Here is a 15413-nt window from a genome sequence, read left to right as displayed (position 1 = left end):
CACCGATTATCACGCCCGTACGGTCGCGCAAAGGTGATGGTCCCGCGCAGGGGCGGGCAAACGGATCATGGGGGCGAATCGCGGTTATGAAAGACGGCATTGGGGGCAGCTCGACCCGCGACGGCGCTTGTCCCGGGGGCCCCGCGGTTCACGTTACGCGCATGGGACAGGGCCCGCGCCAGCTGCTGGCCCTGCATTGCACGCTGGCCCAGGCCAGCGCCTGGAAGGGGGTCGCGGCCCGGCTGGACCGTATTGCGCGGCTGACGGCCTTCGACATGCCGGGCCATGGCCGCAGCGCCGACTGGGACGGGCAGGGCGATTACCTGGAAACCGTGGCCGGCATCGCCGCAGGGCTGATGGAGGGGCCGATGGATGTCGTCGGCCATTCCTTCGGCGCGACCGTGGCGCTGTGGCTGGCGCTGACCCGGCCCGAGCTGGTGCGCAGCGCCACCCTGATCGAGCCGGTGCTGATGTGCGCCGCCCGAGGGACCCGGGCCCTGGCCGAGCACGAGGCGCGGCTGCAGCCGACGCTGGATGCGCTGGCGCAGGGCGATCGCGCGACGGCGGCGCGCCGGTTCAACGCCATGTGGGCGGACGAGGACGCGATCGGCTGGGATGACCTGCCCGCGCCGGTCCGGGCCGGCATGACCCGGGCGATCCCGCTGGTTTCGGCGGCCGGCGAGACGCTGACCGGGGACCGGCTGGGCTTTCTCGCGCCCGGGCGGCTGGAGGGGCTGCGCTGCCCGGTGCAGCTGATCCGGGGCAGCGACACCGACCCGGTGATCGGCGAGATCAACGACCAGCTTGCGGCGCGCATCCCCGGCGCCGAGAACAAGATCATCGCCGGGGCCGGGCATATGGTGGCGATCACCCATGCCACCCAGACCGCGACCGAGATCCGCGCCTTCATCGACCGCCACCCGGACTGATCCCTCTCCGCCGGGCGCCGCGCCCCGGGCAGCCCTTCGCAACTGCGGGCTGCCCTTCGGTGAAGGGCGGACGGCTCTGCGCACCGGGGGAGGGGGCGCGGACACCCCTTTGCCCGGCCGGGGCCCGGCGGGTGGTGGGCCTTGGCCCTCGGGCGATACGCGACGCCTTCCCGGCCGATGATCCGCAATGCGGGACAATGCTGACACTTTTAAAGACATTGTGTACCCTGGCGCAATCCAGTCAGGGCGGCTCAAGATGACCAATCTCGAAGATGTGGCGCAGCACTACCACTCCGGGCATCTGCTCAAGCGGATTTCCGATGGATGCGCAGCACTTGACCTGACCCCACCTATTCCCCACGACGCCCTGGCCCCGGTGGATGAATTCCACATTGGCGGTCGCCTCGCCACGGCCCCCTTCGTGCAGTCTCTGAACCTGTCACCCGAAAGCCGGGTCGTGGATCTGGGCTGTGGCCTTGGCGGCCCGGCACGTTTTGTGGCGTCGGTCACCGGGGCGCATGTCACCGGTGTCGACCTGACCGCGGAGTTCGTGGAAACCGGGCGCCATCTCACGGAATGGACGGGCCTGTCGGATCGGGTCCGGCTTGTCGAAGGCAGCGTGCTCGATCTGCCGCTGGATACCGGATCCATGGACGCCGCCTACATGATCCATGTCGGCATGAACATCGCGGACAAGACGGGTCTAGCGCGGGAAGCGAAACGGGTGCTGAAACCCGGCGGCATCTTTGCGATCTACGACGTGATGCAGGTCGGAGAGGGCCAGATGGACTATCCGGCGCCCTGGGCGTCCTCTTCGGATCTGAGCGCGCTTGCGTCGCCTCAGACATATGAGGCGGCTTTGAAATCCGTCGGATTCGAGGTGACCGACCGGATCGACCGCACCGCATTTGCCAAGCAGTTCTTCGCGGATCTCGCCGCCGCGCAAAGCCGTGCGGATGGCCCGCCGCCGCTGGGGCTGCATCTTGTCATGGGCGAGGATACGGCGTTGAAGGTGCGGCACATGATTCAGAACATAGAACGCGGATTGATTGCGCCGATTGAACTGCACGCGCGTCTGCCGGTTTAGCCCCTGGTGGCCGCCGCCGGCTCGTGGCCGGCGTTCCCGCATGATCTTCGCACCGCGCCTTTTGCCCGATCCTCGAAGACCTGGATCCGGCGGGAAAGGCGCCTGTGCCTGATGCGCGACACCTGTGCTTTTCCTGCGCCGCAGGGGGATGCGTATGTTACCAAACGGTAAATGCGCGCTCGCAACCCATTGATTCCTATAAGGGCGGAAAGTGTCCCACGCGTGGGACACTCCCCCGGGCTCAGCCCTTCAGAACCTCGAGGAACCGGTCGATCCCGTCCTCGCTCACCGACCAGTCGCAGACCAGCCGCGCGGTCAGCCTCTCCTCCGGATCGGCCCCGTCCAGGTCACCTTCCCAAACGTAATATTTCGCCCCGGCCTCATGCAGGGCCTGGTGCCGTTTCCTGGGGAAGGACGGGAAGATCATGTTCGCCTGCGGCTCCCACTCGAACCCGGCCCCGGCGTCCTTCAGCCCGTCTGCCAGCTTTGCCGCGCCATCGTTGGCCATCCGCGCCAGCCGCAGCCAGAGGTCATCCTGCAGATAGGCCGCCATCTGGGCCGACAGGTAGCGGTGCTTGGAGAACAGATGCGCCCCCCGCTTGCGCCGCAGCTCGAATTCCCAGGCCTTTTCGGCATCGAAGAAGACCACCGCCTCGACCCCCATGCAGCCGTTCTTGGTGCCGCCGAAGGACAGCGCGTCGACCCCGGCGCGCCAGGTCATCTCGGCCGGGGTGGCGTTGGTGGCCACGAGCGCATTGGCAAAGCGCGCGCCGTCCAGGTGGACCGGCAGGCCGAACTCCTTCGCCACGGCGCAAAGCCCGGCCACCTCGCCAGCGGTATAGACCGTGCCCCGCTCGGTCACGTTGGTGATCGACACCGGCCCGCGCTGCGGCCCGTGGACGCCGCGCGTCTCCTCGCCCGCGATGGCCGCGCGCAGGGTCTCGGGCGTCATCTTGTCCGCATCGCCCACCAGCGTCAGCTTGGCGCCGCCGGTGAAGAATTCCGGCGCGTTGCACTCGTCCTCATGGATATGCGCGACCGGCGAGCAGAACACCGTCTGCCATGGCGTGGACAGCGTCGCCAGCGCCAGCGAATTTGCCGCCGTGCCGGTCGCGACCAGGTAGACGACGGCCTCCGGCGCCTCGAAGATCTCGCGGATCCGGTCCTGGACCTCCGCCGCCAGCGCATCGGCGCCGTAGCCCATCGCGTAGCCCTCGTTCGCCGCGGCCAGCGCGGCCATCACGTCGGGGTGCACGGGGCCGGTATTGTCGGAGGCAAAGAACATCAGATGGGCTCCTCGATGATATGGTCTTCCCAGTCGTCCTGGTCGATTTCGAACTCGGGCACGGTGCGCAGGCGCATCGACACGCCGGCCGCGTGCACGCTTTCGGGATCGCCGGTGATCAGCGGATGCCACTCGGGCAGGGGCTTGCCCTGCCACAGCAGCCGATAGGCGCAGGTCTCAGGCATCCAGTAGGCGTGGGTGTCGAGATTGGAGGGCTTCAGCACGATGCATTCCGGCACGAACTGGTGGCGGATGTCGTACTGGGCGCAGCGGCAGGTGGTGTCGTCGAACAGGCGGCAGGCCACGCGGGTCAGGGCGACCTCGCCGGTGTCCTCGTCCTCCAGCTTGTTCAGGCAGCACTTGCCACAGCCGTCGCAGAGCGCCTCCCATTCCTTCGGGCTCATCTGGTCCAGCGATTTGCGTTCCCAGAAGCGCGACTTCAGCCCCTTGCGGTCGATCGGGTCGCTCATAGCGCGGCCAGGATCTGCCGGGCGCGGGCGCAATCGGCATCCATCTGGGCGATCAGCGCATCCAGCCCGTCGAACCGCGTCTCGGGGCGCAGGAACTCGACCAGCCCGACCGACAGGGTCGCGCCGTAGAGATCCGCGGAGAAATCGAAGAGGAAGCTTTCAAGGTTCGGCACGTCGCGGCCGAACATCGGGTGCAAGCCCAGCGAGGCGGCGCCGTGATAGCTGCCCGTGTTGGGCCCGTCGAGCACATCGACCAGCACCGCATAGACACCGGACGCCGGGGCATGCAGCCCCTCGATCGAGATATTGGCGGTGGGATAGCCCAGCTCGCGGCCCTTCTGTTCGCCGCCGATGACGGTGCCCTCGATCCGGTGCCAGTGGCCCAGCATCCGCGCGGCATCGCGCGGGCGGCCCTCGGCCAGCGCCTCGCGGATCGCGGTTGAGGAGACGGTGACGCCGGTATCCTCGACCAGCGGCGCGATCGTGACGCCAAAGCCCATCTCCGCGCCAAAGCGCTCCAGGTCCTCGGCGGCGCCGGCGCGATCCTTGCCAAAGCGGAAATCCCGGCCGACGATCACGTGGCTCAGCCCCAGCCCTTCGGAGATGACGATGCGGGCGAAGTCTTCGGGGGTCAGCCCGGCCAGCGCGGCGTTGAAGTTCAGCTGATAGAGCCGTTCGACGCCGAGCTTCTCCAGCCGGTGCGCGCGGGCGCGGGCGTCCATCAGCCGGAAGGGGGGCGAGTCGGGCGCGAAATAGCTGCGCGGATGCGGCTCGAACGTCAGCACGCCGAGCGGGGCGCCAGGCGCGACCTTCCGGGCGATGTCGATTAGAGCCTGGTGACCCAGATGCACGCCGTCAAAATTGCCAATCGCGGCGCAGGCGCCGCGATCCTGGGCTTCGACGAATTGATAGTCCCGGATGATCCGCATGGCGCAAGCCGTACCCGCGAGGGCAGGGAGGATCAAGCGCCTGTTGCGGGCCTCCGGCAGGCGGAGGGAGCTTTCTCTGCACCGCCCCGGTCGCTGCTTTTCCCTGTGGCACCGCGATGGGGGGAGAGAGGCGTAGGGTGGGGTTTCACCCCACCGCCTGCGGGGCGTCAGTCGAACTTGCGCGAGGGCGCCAGCACCGTGGCCTCGCCGACAAGGACCTTCTTGCAGTCCACAAGGCATTGGCAATCCAGCGTCACCCGGCGTTTCGCCGGGTCGATCGCGGTCACCGTCACCTCGGCCCGGACCATATCGCCGGGACGCACGGGGCCCAGGAACTTCAGCGTCTGGCCCAGGTAGACGGTGCCATGACCCGGCAGCTGTTCTCCGATGACGGCCGACACCAGCCCGGCGGTCAGCATGCCATGGGCGATACGCCCCTCGAAGATCGTGTCGCGGGCGTAATCGTCGTCCAGGTGCACCGGGTTCCGGTCGGTCGAGACCTGGGCGAACATCTCGATATCCTGGTCGGTCACCACCTTCTGCAAGGACCGGGTCATGCCCATTTCGATGTCTTCGATGCAGATCGTGCCGCGGGGCAGATTGTCCAGCATGGTCCGAGCTTCCGGGATTGGTGGGGTAACAAAATACTTTCTGAGATCCTTCTATAGTAATTAAATTACTTTGCAAGTGCAGAAAGTCAAGGGCGGCGCTGTACTTTAGGGGGATGTCAGCTTTGGGGGCGCTGCCCCCGTCGCCCGATGGCGACTCCCCCGGAGGTATTTGGGCCAAGAAGAAGACGTGAAGAGACACCGCGCCGGCGGTGGGCCGGGCGGTGACGGATTATCTGGCTGGGGGTCAGCTCAGCGCAGGTGGCCGATGGAGAAGGTGGGCTGGCGGCCTTCGCGGGCGATATAGGCCTCGAGCGCCTCGGGGTCGGGCTGGCCGCGGGTCTTGGTGTCGGCCGCGGCGAGGCCGCCGGTGACGAACAGGGAGTCGAGATCCTCGCCCATCGCGCCGGCGATATCCGTGTGGATGCCGTCGCCGATCGCCAGGATCGACTGTGCCGGAAAATCGTGGCCGAGCGCGGTCAGCCGGCGCCGCGCGAGATCGTAGATCGGCGGATGCGGCTTGCCGAAATAGAGGCTTTCGCCGCCCATCTCGGTGTAAAGCTGCGCCAGCGCGCCGGCGCACCATTCGCGCACCTCGCCCCGGTCGACGACGATGTCGGGGTTGGCGCACAGCAGCTTCAGCCCGCGTGTCTTGGCCAGCAGGAATTCGGGGCGGTTCACCGACGGGTCGGCCAGCGGATCGAAGGGGCCGCAGCAGGCGATCCCCTCGGCCTCGTCCAGCTCTACCCGTTCGATCGGCAGCGGATCGTCCAGCAGCTTTGGCGGCTCGAAGAAGCCCAGGTCGCGTTCCGGTTCGCCCATGAACCAGACCTTCCGGCCGATGGCGCCGGTGAACATCGCCACCCGTGCGCTGTCGCCGCTGGTGGCGATCCCGTCCCAGCAATCGTCGGGCACCCCGAAATGGTCGCGGATCTGCTGTTCGACCCCGGCGCGGGGTTTGGGTGAGTTGGTCACCAGGATCACCACTCCGCCGCCCTGGCGGTAGCTCTGCAAGGCGGCCACGGCCTCGGGCAGGGCGCGGACGCCGTCATGCAGGCAGCCCCAGAGATCGACGAACAGCGCATCGTAGCGCGACGAGACCTCGGAGAGGGCGGAAATGATCTGGGTCATGGGCGGCGTGGCCTCCGGCGGTGGTTTGGTCTTGGTCAAACACGAAACCGGGCCCTGCCGCAAGCGGCGATGGGCCATGGCACCAGGGGGGCGAAACGCAAAGGGGCCGCCCGACGGCGGCCCCTGCAACACGCGATCCCGGTCGATCAGACCTTGAGGCTTGGGATGATCTGCTTCTTGCGGCTCATCACGCCGGGCAGCACCACGGTGTCGCCGGACACCGAGGCGCCAAAGCTCTTCTCGGCCACGCCCTTCACCAGGTCGTTGGGGACCAGCAGCGTGGCCTCTTCCTGCAGGATGTCGATGACAAAGAGAAGCACCTGGTCGACACCGTCTTCGGCGGCCACGGTCTTCATGCTCTCGACCAGAGAGTCCTTGCGGTCCAGCACGACGCCCGGCGCGGTGGTTTCCAGGACCGAGACGCGGAACTTGGTGCCGTCGACCTCGTATTCCTTGCTGTCCATCCGCAGCAGCTCGGCATCCGAAAAGGCGCCGACGTCCGACTTGGCGGCGAACATCTCGGCGGCGTAGGAGGGAATGTCCACGCCCAGCTCGCCGGCCAGCTTCTCGGCCACGGCCTTGTCGTGCGGCGTGGTGGTGGGCGACCGGAACTCCATCGTGTCGCTGAGGATGCAGGTCAGGGCCGCGCCCTTGATCGCCTGCGGCATGCGGTCGGCGTCTTCGCCCATCAGGTCGATCAGGATGGTCGCGGTGCAGGCCAGCGGGCGCACGGTGATATCGATCGGGCCCTTGGTTTCCAGGCCGCCGACCAGCTTGTGGTGGTCGATGATGCCCTGGATGTCGGCCTTGTTGATCGAGGCCGGCAGCTCGGCCGGGTTGTTGGTGTCGACGATGACGACCGGCGCATCCTCGGCCACGTCCTCGATGATCGCGGGCTTGGGCAGGTCCCAGCGCTCCAGCATGAAGGCGGCCTCGGTGTTGGGCTCGCCCAGCAGAACGGGGGTGGCATCGGTGCCCTGCACCTCTTTCAGGTACCAGGCCCAGATGATGGGCGAGCCGGTGGAATCCGTGTCGGGAGACTTGTGGCCGAAAACTTGCGTGGTCATTCGAAACGATCCTTCAGGCTGCAAGGGGTGGTCTGGCGATATGCAATTCGCGCGCCTTATAGGGGTCAGCCCCGGCCTTGTCACCACCGCGTGACCGCCTGCGACGTCTGTGCCCGCTTTGCGCCGACCGGCGCGCGCACGCCGCCCCGGAATCCACCGTCATCGCAGGGGGTTCACGCGTTCCGCCGCCTTGGCTGCCCTGTCCGGGCCCTCCAGCCGCGCCGCCCGTCGCCCCCGGCGTGCACCGCCCCTGCTTCATCTTTGCACAAATACTCATGCGACAGGGGCCGCCTGGCCCGCCGCCAGGGCCTCTCGCGCAGGCGCGGGCCAAATCACTCGTCGCCGACGGTCAGCGTCACCCGGTCCCCCGCGAACCAGGTTCGCCCGAATTCCACCGGCACCCCGTCGGGATCGGCATTCACGCTTACCGTCCGCAGGATCGGCGCGCCTTCGGCGATCTGCAGGTGCAGCGCCTGGGTCGCGTTGGCCTCCTTCGCCGTGATCCGGGTGGACACCCGCGTGTAATCCGGCACCCCGCAGGCCGCCAGCGCTTCGGTCACCGAGGCGATGCGCTCCAGAGCCTCGGGCAGGCCGGGCAGACGCTCGGCCGGGAAGATCGACTGGAACACCGCCACCGGCTGCCCGTCGGCCAGCGATAGCCCGTCATAGACATGCACCGCCGCGCCGGGGTCCAGCCTCAGCGCCTCTGCCTCGGACGCGCCGGCGGCCTGGGTCGTGATCGACAGCACGCGCTTCGCCGGCGTGCGCCCGCTGGCCGCGATGTTCTGGTGAAAGCGCACCCGCCGCCCGATCGCGTAATCCGTGGGCGTCGCCGCCACGAAGACGCCCGAGCCGCGCCGGGGATGCACCAGCCCTTCCTCGGCCATCGTCGCCAGCGCCCGCCGCACCGTGTGGCGGTTCACCCCGAACCGCCCGGCCAGCTGCGCCTCGGTCGGCAGCCGGTCGCCGGTGGAGAACCGCCCCTCGGCGATGTCGGTGGTCAGCGACCGCTTGATCGTCTGCCAGATCGCCGTCCGGGTCATCCGCGCACCTCTGCCGTCATGAAAGTTTCAAGTCTTTCCATTTGCGCACCGCCGCAGGGGGCGCTATGATTTGTATAGTTGTATAGTAGATATCGACAACCGGGCAAGGGCAAAATGGCGGACGAGACAGCGGATACGGAACGGCGGAAGGCATGGATGAGCCTTCTGGCCAAGGCACCCGAGGCCGAGCTGCTGGAGCTTTGGGCGGCGTATGACGACGCGCCCGGCTTCGACTGGCTGCGCGCGCCCGAGGCGGGCGGCGTGATGGTGCGGGGGCGGCTTGGCGGGACCGGGGCGCCCTTCAATCTGGGCGAGATGACAGTGACGCGCTGCTCGCTCTCGCTGGCTGACGGTACGGTCGGCCATGCCTATGTGCAGGGCCGGTCGAAGGCGAAGGCCGAGGCCGCCGCGCTGATCGACGCGCTGATGCAGACCGGCGCCGCGGCGGATGTGCAGGGCCGGATCCTCGCGCCGCTGGGCAACCTGGTGGCCGACCGGGCCAGCCGCCGCGCGGCGAAGGCCGCCGCCACCAAGGTCGATTTCTTCACCATGGTCCGGGGGGACAACGCATGAGCACTGCCGCAACCGCCGCCCTGACCGGGGGCTTCGCCAACCCGCCCGTGGATGCCGCCCATGCGTTCCGCGCGACGATGGATGTCATGGCCCGCCCGGGCGAGATCCGCCAGCTGACCCAGGCCCGCCCGCCGGCGCCGCTGTCGGTCGCGGCCGGCACGCTGATCCTGACGCTGTGCGATCCCGAGACGGGTCTGCACCTGGCCGGCGCGCATGACACGAAGGATGTCCGCGATTGGGTCGCGTTCCACACCGGCGCCCCGATCGTGCCGGCCGAAGCGGCCACCTTCGCCCTTGGCACCTGGAAGGCGCTGAGCCCGATCTCGCGGTTTCCCGTCGGCACCGCGGAGTATCCAGACCGGTCCGCGACGCTGATCGTCGAACGTGCCGAACTGGGGGCTGCCGGCGCCACCCTGCAGGGGCCGGGCATCCGCGAGACCGCGACGCTCGACCTGCCCGAGGTCGCCGCCTTCGCCGCCAATCACCGGCTCTACCCGCTGGGGCTGGATTTCTTCTTCACCGCCGGGAGCCGGGTCGCGGCCCTTCCCCGCAGCACGGCCGTCATGGAGGGCTGAGACATGTATGTTGCCGTCAAAGGGGGCGAACGCGCGATCGACAACGCCCATGCCTGGCTGGCCGAGGAGCGCCGCGGAGACCTGTCGGTCGCCGAGCTGTCCATCGCCCAGATCCGCGAACAGCTTTCGCTGGCCGTGAACCGGGTGATGGCCGAGGGCTCGCTGTTTGATCCCGACCTTGCCGCGCTGGCGATCAAGCAGTCGCGCGGCGACCTGATCGAGGCGATCTTCCTGATCCGCGCTTATCGCACCACGCTGCCGCGCTTCGGCATGACACGGCCCGTGGAAACCGGCGAGATGCGCTGCGACCGCCGGATCTCGGCCACGTTCAAGGACGCGCCGGGCGGGCAGGTGCTGGGGCCGACCTTCGATTACACGCATCGCCTGCTGGATTTCAAACTCGCCGCCGAGGGCGAGCCCGTGCCGGTGCCGGAGGCAGAAGGGCGGGCCGAGCCCACGCCGCACATCACCGAATTCCTCGCCGACGAGGACCTGATCCAGACCGAGCCCCGGGACGACACCGAGCCGCGCGACATCACGCGCCAGCCTATGTCCTACCCGGCCGACCGCGCGACCCGCGCCCAGGCGCTGACACGGGGCGACGAGGGCTTCGTCCTCTCGCTCGCCTATTCCACGCAGCGCGGCTATGCCAAGAACCATGCCTTCGTGGGCGAGCTGCGCATCGGCATGGTCGATGTCGAGATGGAGATCCCCGAGCTGGGCTTTGCCATCGACATCGGCGAGGTCCAGCTGACCGAATGCGAAACCGTGAACCAGTTCAAGGGCTCCAAGACCGAACCGCCGCAATTCACCCGCGGCTACGGGCTGGTCTTCGGTCAGACCGAACGCAAGGCAATCTCGATGGCGCTGGTCGACCGGGCGCTGCGCTGGGAAGAGCTGGGAGAGGATGACAAGGGCGCGCCGGCGCAGGACGAGGAATTCGTGCTGAGCCATTGCGACAACATCCAGGCCACCGGCTTTCTCGAACATATCAAGCTGCCGCATTACGTTGACTTCCAGTCCGAGCTGGAGCTGGTGCGCAAGATGCGGCGCGAGGCGGCCGATGCCGCCGCGGCCCGGGAGGCGGCGCAATGAGCGTGATGGACGAGTACAACTTCGCCTATATCGACGAACAGACCAAGCGGATGATCCGCCGCGCGATCCTCAAGGGGCTCGCCGTGCCGGGCTACCAGGTGCCGTTCGCCTCGCGCGAGATGCCCATGCCCTATGGCTGGGGCACCGGCGGCGTGCAGGTCTCGGCCGCGGCGCTGACACCGGACGACCGGCTTAAGGTCATCGACCAGGGCGCGGATGACACGACCAACGCCGTCTCGATCCGCAAGTTTTTCGAGCGCACCGCCGGCGTGGCCACCACCGAGGAGACCTCGGAAGCCACGATCATCCAGACCCGCCACCGCATCCCCGAGGTCGAGCTGACCGAGGACCAGATCCTCGTCTACCAGGTGCCGATCCCCGAGCCGCTGCGCTTCCTCGAGCCGCGCGAGACCGAGACGCGCAAGATGCACAGTCTCGAGGAATACGGGCTGATGCATGTGAAGCTCTACGAGGACATTTCGCGCCACGGCAACATCGCCACGGCTTTCGCCTACCCGGTGATGGTCAACGACCGCTACGTGATGGACCCGTCGCCGATCCCGAAATTCGACAACCCCAAGATGGAGATGGCCGCGGTCCAGCTGTTCGGCGCCGGCCGCGAACAGAGGATCTACGCGGTGCCGCCCTGGACCAAGGTGGTCAGCCTCGATTTCGAGGATTATCCCTTCGACCCCTCCAAGGCCGACCATCCCTGCGATCTCTGCGGGGCCGAGGACAGCTATCTCGACGAGGTGATCCTGGACGACGCGGGCAATCGCATGTTCGTCTGTTCCGACACCGATTACTGCCGCTCGCGCCGCGAGGCCGGGCACGAGGGCCGGCTTGCCGCGGAGACGATGGCATGAGCCCGCGGAATTTTTCGGAAACCTATGGCGTGCCGAGAATTTTCGTCGAAAATTCTGGCGCAGGAGGCAAGTCATGACACCATTGCTGCAAGTGCGGGACGTGGCGAAGTTTTACGGCGGCCGGATCGGCTGCACCGGCGTCTCCTTCGATCTTTATCCCGGCGAGGTCATGGGCATCGTCGGCGAAAGCGGGTCGGGCAAGTCCACGCTGCTGAACTGTCTCGCCGGCCACCTGCCGCCCGATGACGGCCAGGTGATCTTTGACACCCGCGCCGACGGGCCGGTCGATACCGTCACCATGTCCGAACCCGCGCGCCGGATGCTGGGCCGCACCGACTGGGCCTTTGTCCATCAGCACGCCCGCGAGGGGCTGCGCATGGGCGTCTCCGCGGGCGGCAATATCGGCGAACGCCTGATGGCCGTGGGCGCGCGCCATTACGGCGACATCCGCCATTCGGCCGAGGACTGGCTGGGCCGGGTCGAGATCGACACCGGCCGGATCGACGACCGGCCGACGCAATTCTCGGGCGGCATGCAGCAGCGCCTGCAGATCGCGCGCAACCTGGTCACCGGGCCGCGGCTGGTGTTCATGGACGAACCGACCGGCGGGCTCGACGTGTCCGTCCAGGCGCGGCTTCTTGACCTGCTGCGCGGATTGGTGCGCGAGATGGGTCTGTCGGCGTTGATCGTGACCCATGACCTGGCCGTCGTGCGCCTGCTGGCCGACCGGCTGATGGTGATGAAGGACGGCCACGTGGTCGAAACCGGGCTCACCGACCAGGTGCTTGACGATCCGCAGCACGGCTACACGCAGCTTCTCGTGTCCTCGGTGCTGCAGGTCTGACGCGATGATGCGGCTCTACTCCAACGCGGGCGGCCGGCTGGCCGCGATGCCGGAGGGAACCGACCCGGGGCGGGCGGTCTGGATCGACGTGCTTGCCCCGGGCGAAGAAGATGCCGCCATCCTGTCGAAACTGGGCATTGCCCTGCCGACGTTCGCCGAGATGCGCGAGATCGAGGTCTCGAGCCGGCTGTTCCGGCTGGGCGACACCGACCATATGACCGTGGTCCTGCCCGGCCGCACCGCCGACGGGGTGGAACGTGTCCTGCCGGTGAACCTGTTGCTCTCGGAGGACTGCGTGGTGACGATCCGCTACCACGGGCCCCATTCCTTCGAGAGCTTCCCCGAGCGGGCCGGCACCTCTGCCATGGGCTGCGGCACGCCGCACCGCATCGCGCTTGGCCTGATCGAAGAAGTCGTCGGGCGCCAGGCCGACCATATCGAGGAGATCGGCGAGACGCTCGACGTTCTGCTCTCGCAGGTGCTGTCGAAGGAGCCCGACCGCTCGCCCGACAGCATGCGCGACACGCTGCGCACCTTGGGTCTGCAGGGCGAGATGCTCTCGCGCCTGCGCCTGGCGCTGCTGTCGCTTGAACGGGCGACCAGTTTTCACCGGCGCACCCATGTCCCGAAGGACCCGGAGATGGCCGAAATCATCGATGGCGTTCTGCGCGACATCCAGGCGCTGGTCGAACACGCGGAATCGGTGAACGAGAGGATCTCCTTCGCCACCGACCTGACCCTGGGGCTGATCCAGGTGGATCAGAACACCACCATGCGCACCTTTTCGATCATCACGGCCTTCTTCCTGCCGCCGACGCTGATCGCCTCCATGTACGGCATGAATTTCTCGCGGATGCCGGAGCTCGATTCACCCTGGGGTTACCCGGTGACCCTTGGCGTCATGGTGGGCTCCTCCGTCCTGGCCTACATCATCTTCAAATGGCGCCGCTGGCTCTAGCGGCCCCGACCACACCGAACTCCCGGAGTACCTTTCGATGATCCAGATCGAGAATGTCGCCAAGTCCTTCACCCTTCATAACCAGGGCGGCACCGTCATCCCGGTGATGGAAGGGGCCAGCCTCACCGTGGCGCCCGGCGAATGCGTGGCGCTGGTGGGCGCCTCGGGCGCGGGGAAATCCACGCTGATGCGCCTGATCTACGGCAATTACCTGGCCGCCTCGGGCCGGATCCTCGTGGGTGACACCGATGTCGTCACCGCCGAGCCGCGCGAGATCCTGGACCTGCGCCGCCACACGCTGGGCTATGTCAGCCAGTTCCTGCGCGTCGTGCCCCGGGTGCCGACCCTGGACGTGGTGGCCGAGCCGCTGCTGGCGGTCGGCGTGGATGGCGAGACAGCCCGGAGCCGGGCCGGCGAGCTGCTCTCGCGCCTCAACATCCCCGAGCCGCTCTGGGGCCTCAGCCCCACCACCTTCTCGGGCGGTGAACAGCAGCGCGTGAACATCGCGCGCGGCTTTGCCCATACCTATCCGGCGCTGCTGCTGGACGAGCCCACCGCCAGCCTAGACGCCGGCAACCGCCAGGTCGTGCTGGACCTGATCACCGAGGCCAAGGCGCGAGGCGCCGCCATCGTCGGCATCTTCCACGATCTGCCCGCCCGCCAGGCCGTGGCCGACCGCGAGGTCGATGTCTCCGCCTTCACGCCGGGGATGGCGGCATGAGCCAGGGCCGGCTCGTCGCCGTCGTCGGCCCCTCGGGCGTCGGCAAGGACAGCGTCATGGCGGCGCTGGTCGAGGCCGACCCGGCCTGGATGCTCGCCCGCCGCGTCATCACCCGCCCGTCCGAGGCCGGCGGAGAAGACTTCGAGGGCGTGAGCGAAGAGGCCTTCCGCGCCCGCGACGCCGCCGGAGAGTTCCTGCTGTCCTGGGAGGCGCACGGGCTGCACTACGGCGTGCCGCGCGCCATCGAACAGGATCTCGCGGCGGGCCGCACGGTGCTGGTCAATCTCTCCCGCGCCGTGCTGCTTCAGGCGCAGACGCTGCGCCCCGATCTTCAGGTGATCTCGCTGACCGCGCCGCCCGAGGTGCTGGCCGCGCGGCTGTCTGGCCGCGGGCGCGAGGCGGAGGACGAGCAGAAGCGCCGCCTGTCGCGCGGGTCCCTGCCGCTGCCCGAGGGGCTGGCGCAGGTTCACCGCATCGACAATTCCGGCGCGCTCGACGACACCGTCGCCGCCGTGCGCGCCGCACTTCAGCCGGAAAGCGTGTAGCGATGGATCATCCGGAACCGGCCATCGGGGCCTTCGCCCACCAGCGCCATGTCGGGGATGTGAAACGGGCGCGGCAGCATTGGATCCAGGTGCTCGCGCAGCCAGGCCTCGGCCGGGGCGGCCTCGTCGTCGCTCAGCCGGCGGGACAGGGTGATGTGGAACCGGAACTGGTCCATCACGTAGGGGTAACCCCAGCGTTGCAGATGTGCCTCCTGCGCCGGGCTCAGCCCGGCCTTGCGCCGCTGCTCCAGCTCGGCCTCGGGCGCCGGCGCGCGAAAGTCGTCCAGCCCTTCGACACAGGCGGCCGCCAGATCCGACAGGGCGTTGGCGTCGCCCTCGGGCCGCAGCGCCAGGAACCCGCCCATCCGCGCCAGGCCAAGCCCGTCCAGCGTCACCGGCTTCAGCCGCGCGCACAGCGCCTCGGCCGCGGCCATCAGCTCGGCGGGGCTGCGGCCCCCGGCCAGCCTGAAGGGCGGCTTGATCGTGCCGTGCAGCCCATATTTGCGCGGCCGCTCGGTGATCCCGGCCACGTCGATGCCGGGCGCCTCGGGCGGCGCCACCTCGGCGCCGGTTTCCATGTCCCAGCCCAGCCAGGCCGTCGCCAGACGGGTCCAGTCGGCACCTTCGGGCGGGGCGAAGTAAAGCGCGTAGCGCGAAAATTCCATATGCGGTCACTCCGTTGGCTGT

At 68.2% G+C, this 15413-nt stretch carries 18 protein-coding genes; 10 read left to right on the top strand and 8 right to left on the bottom strand.

Going from position 1 to position 15413, the window contains the following annotated elements:
• Window positions 1-161: 161 nt before the first annotated feature.
• Window positions 162-929, top strand: coding sequence for an alpha/beta fold hydrolase (locus tag ATO3_RS22185; RefSeq protein ID WP_198963339.1), 768 nt, complete (start codon window positions 162-164; stop codon window positions 927-929).
• Between the two features lie 256 nt (window positions 930-1185).
• Complete coding sequence (locus ATO3_RS22180) at window positions 1186-2016, top strand: class I SAM-dependent methyltransferase (RefSeq protein WP_158218040.1); 831 nt, start codon at window positions 1186-1188, stop codon at window positions 2014-2016.
• Window positions 2017-2257: 241 nt separating this feature from the next.
• Here the strand turns inward: ATO3_RS22180 and ATO3_RS22175 are convergent, their stop codons facing one another.
• From ATO3_RS22175 to phnF, 7 genes are all read right to left on the bottom strand, one after another.
• Window positions 2258-3301 (bottom strand): threonine aldolase family protein, encoded by a 1044-nt coding sequence (locus ATO3_RS22175; RefSeq protein ID WP_088652094.1) that lies wholly within the window; start codon window positions 3299-3301, stop codon window positions 2258-2260.
• Window positions 3301-3771, bottom strand: a complete 471-nt coding sequence (locus tag ATO3_RS22170; protein WP_088652093.1) for a YcgN family cysteine cluster protein — start codon at window positions 3769-3771, stop codon at window positions 3301-3303. Before ATO3_RS22170 ends, ATO3_RS22175 begins: the two co-directional genes overlap by 1 nt.
• Window positions 3768-4700: a bifunctional riboflavin kinase/FAD synthetase gene (locus ATO3_RS22165; protein WP_088652092.1), complete on the bottom strand. Its 933-nt coding sequence runs from the start codon at window positions 4698-4700 to the stop codon at window positions 3768-3770. The genes ATO3_RS22170 and ATO3_RS22165 overlap by 4 nt, the downstream gene beginning before the upstream one ends.
• Window positions 4701-4867: 167 nt before the next feature.
• Window positions 4868-5311, bottom strand: coding sequence for a MaoC family dehydratase (locus tag ATO3_RS22160; RefSeq protein WP_088652091.1), 444 nt, complete (start codon window positions 5309-5311; stop codon window positions 4868-4870).
• 249 nt (window positions 5312-5560) lie between these two features.
• Window positions 5561-6439 carry an HAD family hydrolase gene (locus ATO3_RS22155; protein ID WP_088652090.1) on the bottom strand — a complete coding sequence of 293 codons (879 nt, stop codon included), beginning with the start codon at window positions 6437-6439 and terminating at the stop codon, window positions 5561-5563.
• A 146-nt stretch (window positions 6440-6585) separates the two neighbouring features.
• Window positions 6586-7506, bottom strand: a complete 921-nt coding sequence (locus tag ATO3_RS22150) for a manganese-dependent inorganic pyrophosphatase (RefSeq protein ID WP_088652089.1) — start codon at window positions 7504-7506, stop codon at window positions 6586-6588.
• Window positions 7507-7838: 332 nt separating this feature from the next.
• Complete coding sequence (phnF, locus tag ATO3_RS22145; protein ID WP_088652088.1) at window positions 7839-8549, bottom strand: phosphonate metabolism transcriptional regulator PhnF; 711 nt, start codon at window positions 8547-8549, stop codon at window positions 7839-7841.
• A 114-nt stretch (window positions 8550-8663) separates the two neighbouring features.
• Between phnF and phnG the strand changes: the two genes are divergently transcribed.
• The 8 genes from phnG to phnN all read left to right on the top strand — a co-directional run bounded on the left by phnG (window position 8664) and on the right by phnN (window position 14726).
• Window positions 8664-9122 (top strand): phosphonate C-P lyase system protein PhnG, encoded by a 459-nt coding sequence (gene phnG, locus ATO3_RS22140; protein WP_088652087.1) that lies wholly within the window; start codon window positions 8664-8666, stop codon window positions 9120-9122.
• Window positions 9119-9697 carry a phosphonate C-P lyase system protein PhnH gene (gene phnH / locus ATO3_RS22135; RefSeq protein WP_088652086.1) on the top strand — a complete coding sequence of 193 codons (579 nt, stop codon included), beginning with the start codon at window positions 9119-9121 and terminating at the stop codon, window positions 9695-9697. Before phnG ends, phnH begins: the two co-directional genes overlap by 4 nt.
• A 3-nt stretch (window positions 9698-9700) precedes the next feature.
• The gene (locus tag ATO3_RS22130; RefSeq protein WP_088652085.1) at window positions 9701-10792 is read left to right on the top strand and encodes a carbon-phosphorus lyase complex subunit PhnI; all 1092 of its coding nucleotides are present in this window, start codon (window positions 9701-9703) and stop codon (window positions 10790-10792) included.
• A 5-nt stretch (window positions 10793-10797) separates the two neighbouring features.
• Window positions 10798-11658 carry an alpha-D-ribose 1-methylphosphonate 5-phosphate C-P-lyase PhnJ gene (locus tag ATO3_RS22125; protein ID WP_088652133.1) on the top strand — a complete coding sequence of 287 codons (861 nt, stop codon included), beginning with the start codon at window positions 10798-10800 and terminating at the stop codon, window positions 11656-11658.
• A gap of 73 nt (window positions 11659-11731) precedes the next feature.
• On the top strand, window positions 11732-12502 hold the full coding sequence (gene phnK, locus ATO3_RS22120; RefSeq protein WP_088652084.1) for a phosphonate C-P lyase system protein PhnK: 771 nt from the start codon (window positions 11732-11734) through the stop codon (window positions 12500-12502).
• A 4-nt stretch (window positions 12503-12506) separates the two neighbouring features.
• On the top strand, window positions 12507-13460 hold the full coding sequence (locus tag ATO3_RS22115) for a CorA family divalent cation transporter (protein WP_088652083.1): 954 nt from the start codon (window positions 12507-12509) through the stop codon (window positions 13458-13460).
• A gap of 37 nt (window positions 13461-13497) precedes the next feature.
• Window positions 13498-14181 (top strand): phosphonate C-P lyase system protein PhnL, encoded by a 684-nt coding sequence (gene phnL, locus ATO3_RS22110; protein ID WP_088652082.1) that lies wholly within the window; start codon window positions 13498-13500, stop codon window positions 14179-14181.
• Window positions 14178-14726, top strand: coding sequence for a phosphonate metabolism protein/1,5-bisphosphokinase (PRPP-forming) PhnN (gene phnN / locus ATO3_RS22105; protein ID WP_088652081.1), 549 nt, complete (start codon window positions 14178-14180; stop codon window positions 14724-14726). Before phnL ends, phnN begins: the two co-directional genes overlap by 4 nt.
• Here the strand turns inward: phnN and ATO3_RS22100 are convergent.
• Window positions 14708-15391: a DUF1045 domain-containing protein gene (locus ATO3_RS22100; RefSeq protein WP_088652080.1), complete on the bottom strand. Its 684-nt coding sequence runs from the start codon at window positions 15389-15391 to the stop codon at window positions 14708-14710. The two genes, phnN and ATO3_RS22100, sit on opposite strands and share 19 nt — an antisense overlap.
• Window positions 15392-15413: the final 22 nt, after the last annotated feature.

Origin of the sequence: Marinibacterium profundimaris (assembly GCF_002210095.1) — a bacterium.
Lineage (GTDB): Bacteria > Pseudomonadota > Alphaproteobacteria > Rhodobacterales > Rhodobacteraceae > Marinibacterium > Marinibacterium profundimaris.
The sequence above is the reverse complement of the archived record's forward strand: the minus strand, read 5'-3'. Positions and strand labels throughout refer to the sequence as shown.

What these genes read in the sequence shown, in the direction of transcription:
- ATO3_RS22100 (WP_088652080.1), bottom strand. Translation starts at nt 15,391, where the DNA reads ATGGAATTTTCGCGCTACGCGCTTTACTTCGCCCCGCCCGAAGGTGCC.
- ATO3_RS22180 (WP_158218040.1), top strand. Translation starts at nt 1,186, where the DNA reads ATGACCAATCTCGAAGATGTGGCGCAGCACTACCACTCCGGGCATCTG.
- phnL (WP_088652082.1), top strand. Translation starts at nt 13,498, where the DNA reads ATGATCCAGATCGAGAATGTCGCCAAGTCCTTCACCCTTCATAACCAG.
- ATO3_RS22155 (WP_088652090.1), bottom strand. Translation starts at nt 6,439, where the DNA reads ATGACCCAGATCATTTCCGCCCTCTCCGAGGTCTCGTCGCGCTACGAT.
- ATO3_RS22150 (WP_088652089.1), bottom strand. Translation starts at nt 7,506, where the DNA reads ATGACCACGCAAGTTTTCGGCCACAAGTCTCCCGACACGGATTCCACC.
- ATO3_RS22115 (WP_088652083.1), top strand. Translation starts at nt 12,507, where the DNA reads ATGATGCGGCTCTACTCCAACGCGGGCGGCCGGCTGGCCGCGATGCCG.
- phnF (WP_088652088.1), bottom strand. Translation starts at nt 8,549, where the DNA reads ATGACCCGGACGGCGATCTGGCAGACGATCAAGCGGTCGCTGACCACC.
- phnH (WP_088652086.1), top strand. Translation starts at nt 9,119, where the DNA reads ATGAGCACTGCCGCAACCGCCGCCCTGACCGGGGGCTTCGCCAACCCG.
- ATO3_RS22185 (WP_198963339.1), top strand. Translation starts at nt 162, where the DNA reads ATGGGACAGGGCCCGCGCCAGCTGCTGGCCCTGCATTGCACGCTGGCC.
- ATO3_RS22160 (WP_088652091.1), bottom strand. Translation starts at nt 5,311, where the DNA reads ATGCTGGACAATCTGCCCCGCGGCACGATCTGCATCGAAGACATCGAA.
- ATO3_RS22165 (WP_088652092.1), bottom strand. Translation starts at nt 4,700, where the DNA reads ATGCGGATCATCCGGGACTATCAATTCGTCGAAGCCCAGGATCGCGGC.
- ATO3_RS22125 (WP_088652133.1), top strand. Translation starts at nt 10,798, where the DNA reads ATGGACGAGTACAACTTCGCCTATATCGACGAACAGACCAAGCGGATG.
- ATO3_RS22130 (WP_088652085.1), top strand. Translation starts at nt 9,701, where the DNA reads ATGTATGTTGCCGTCAAAGGGGGCGAACGCGCGATCGACAACGCCCAT.
- ATO3_RS22175 (WP_088652094.1), bottom strand. Translation starts at nt 3,301, where the DNA reads ATGTTCTTTGCCTCCGACAATACCGGCCCCGTGCACCCCGACGTGATG.
- phnN (WP_088652081.1), top strand. Translation starts at nt 14,178, where the DNA reads ATGAGCCAGGGCCGGCTCGTCGCCGTCGTCGGCCCCTCGGGCGTCGGC.
- ATO3_RS22170 (WP_088652093.1), bottom strand. Translation starts at nt 3,771, where the DNA reads ATGAGCGACCCGATCGACCGCAAGGGGCTGAAGTCGCGCTTCTGGGAA.
- phnK (WP_088652084.1), top strand. Translation starts at nt 11,732, where the DNA reads ATGACACCATTGCTGCAAGTGCGGGACGTGGCGAAGTTTTACGGCGGC.
- phnG (WP_088652087.1), top strand. Translation starts at nt 8,664, where the DNA reads ATGGCGGACGAGACAGCGGATACGGAACGGCGGAAGGCATGGATGAGC.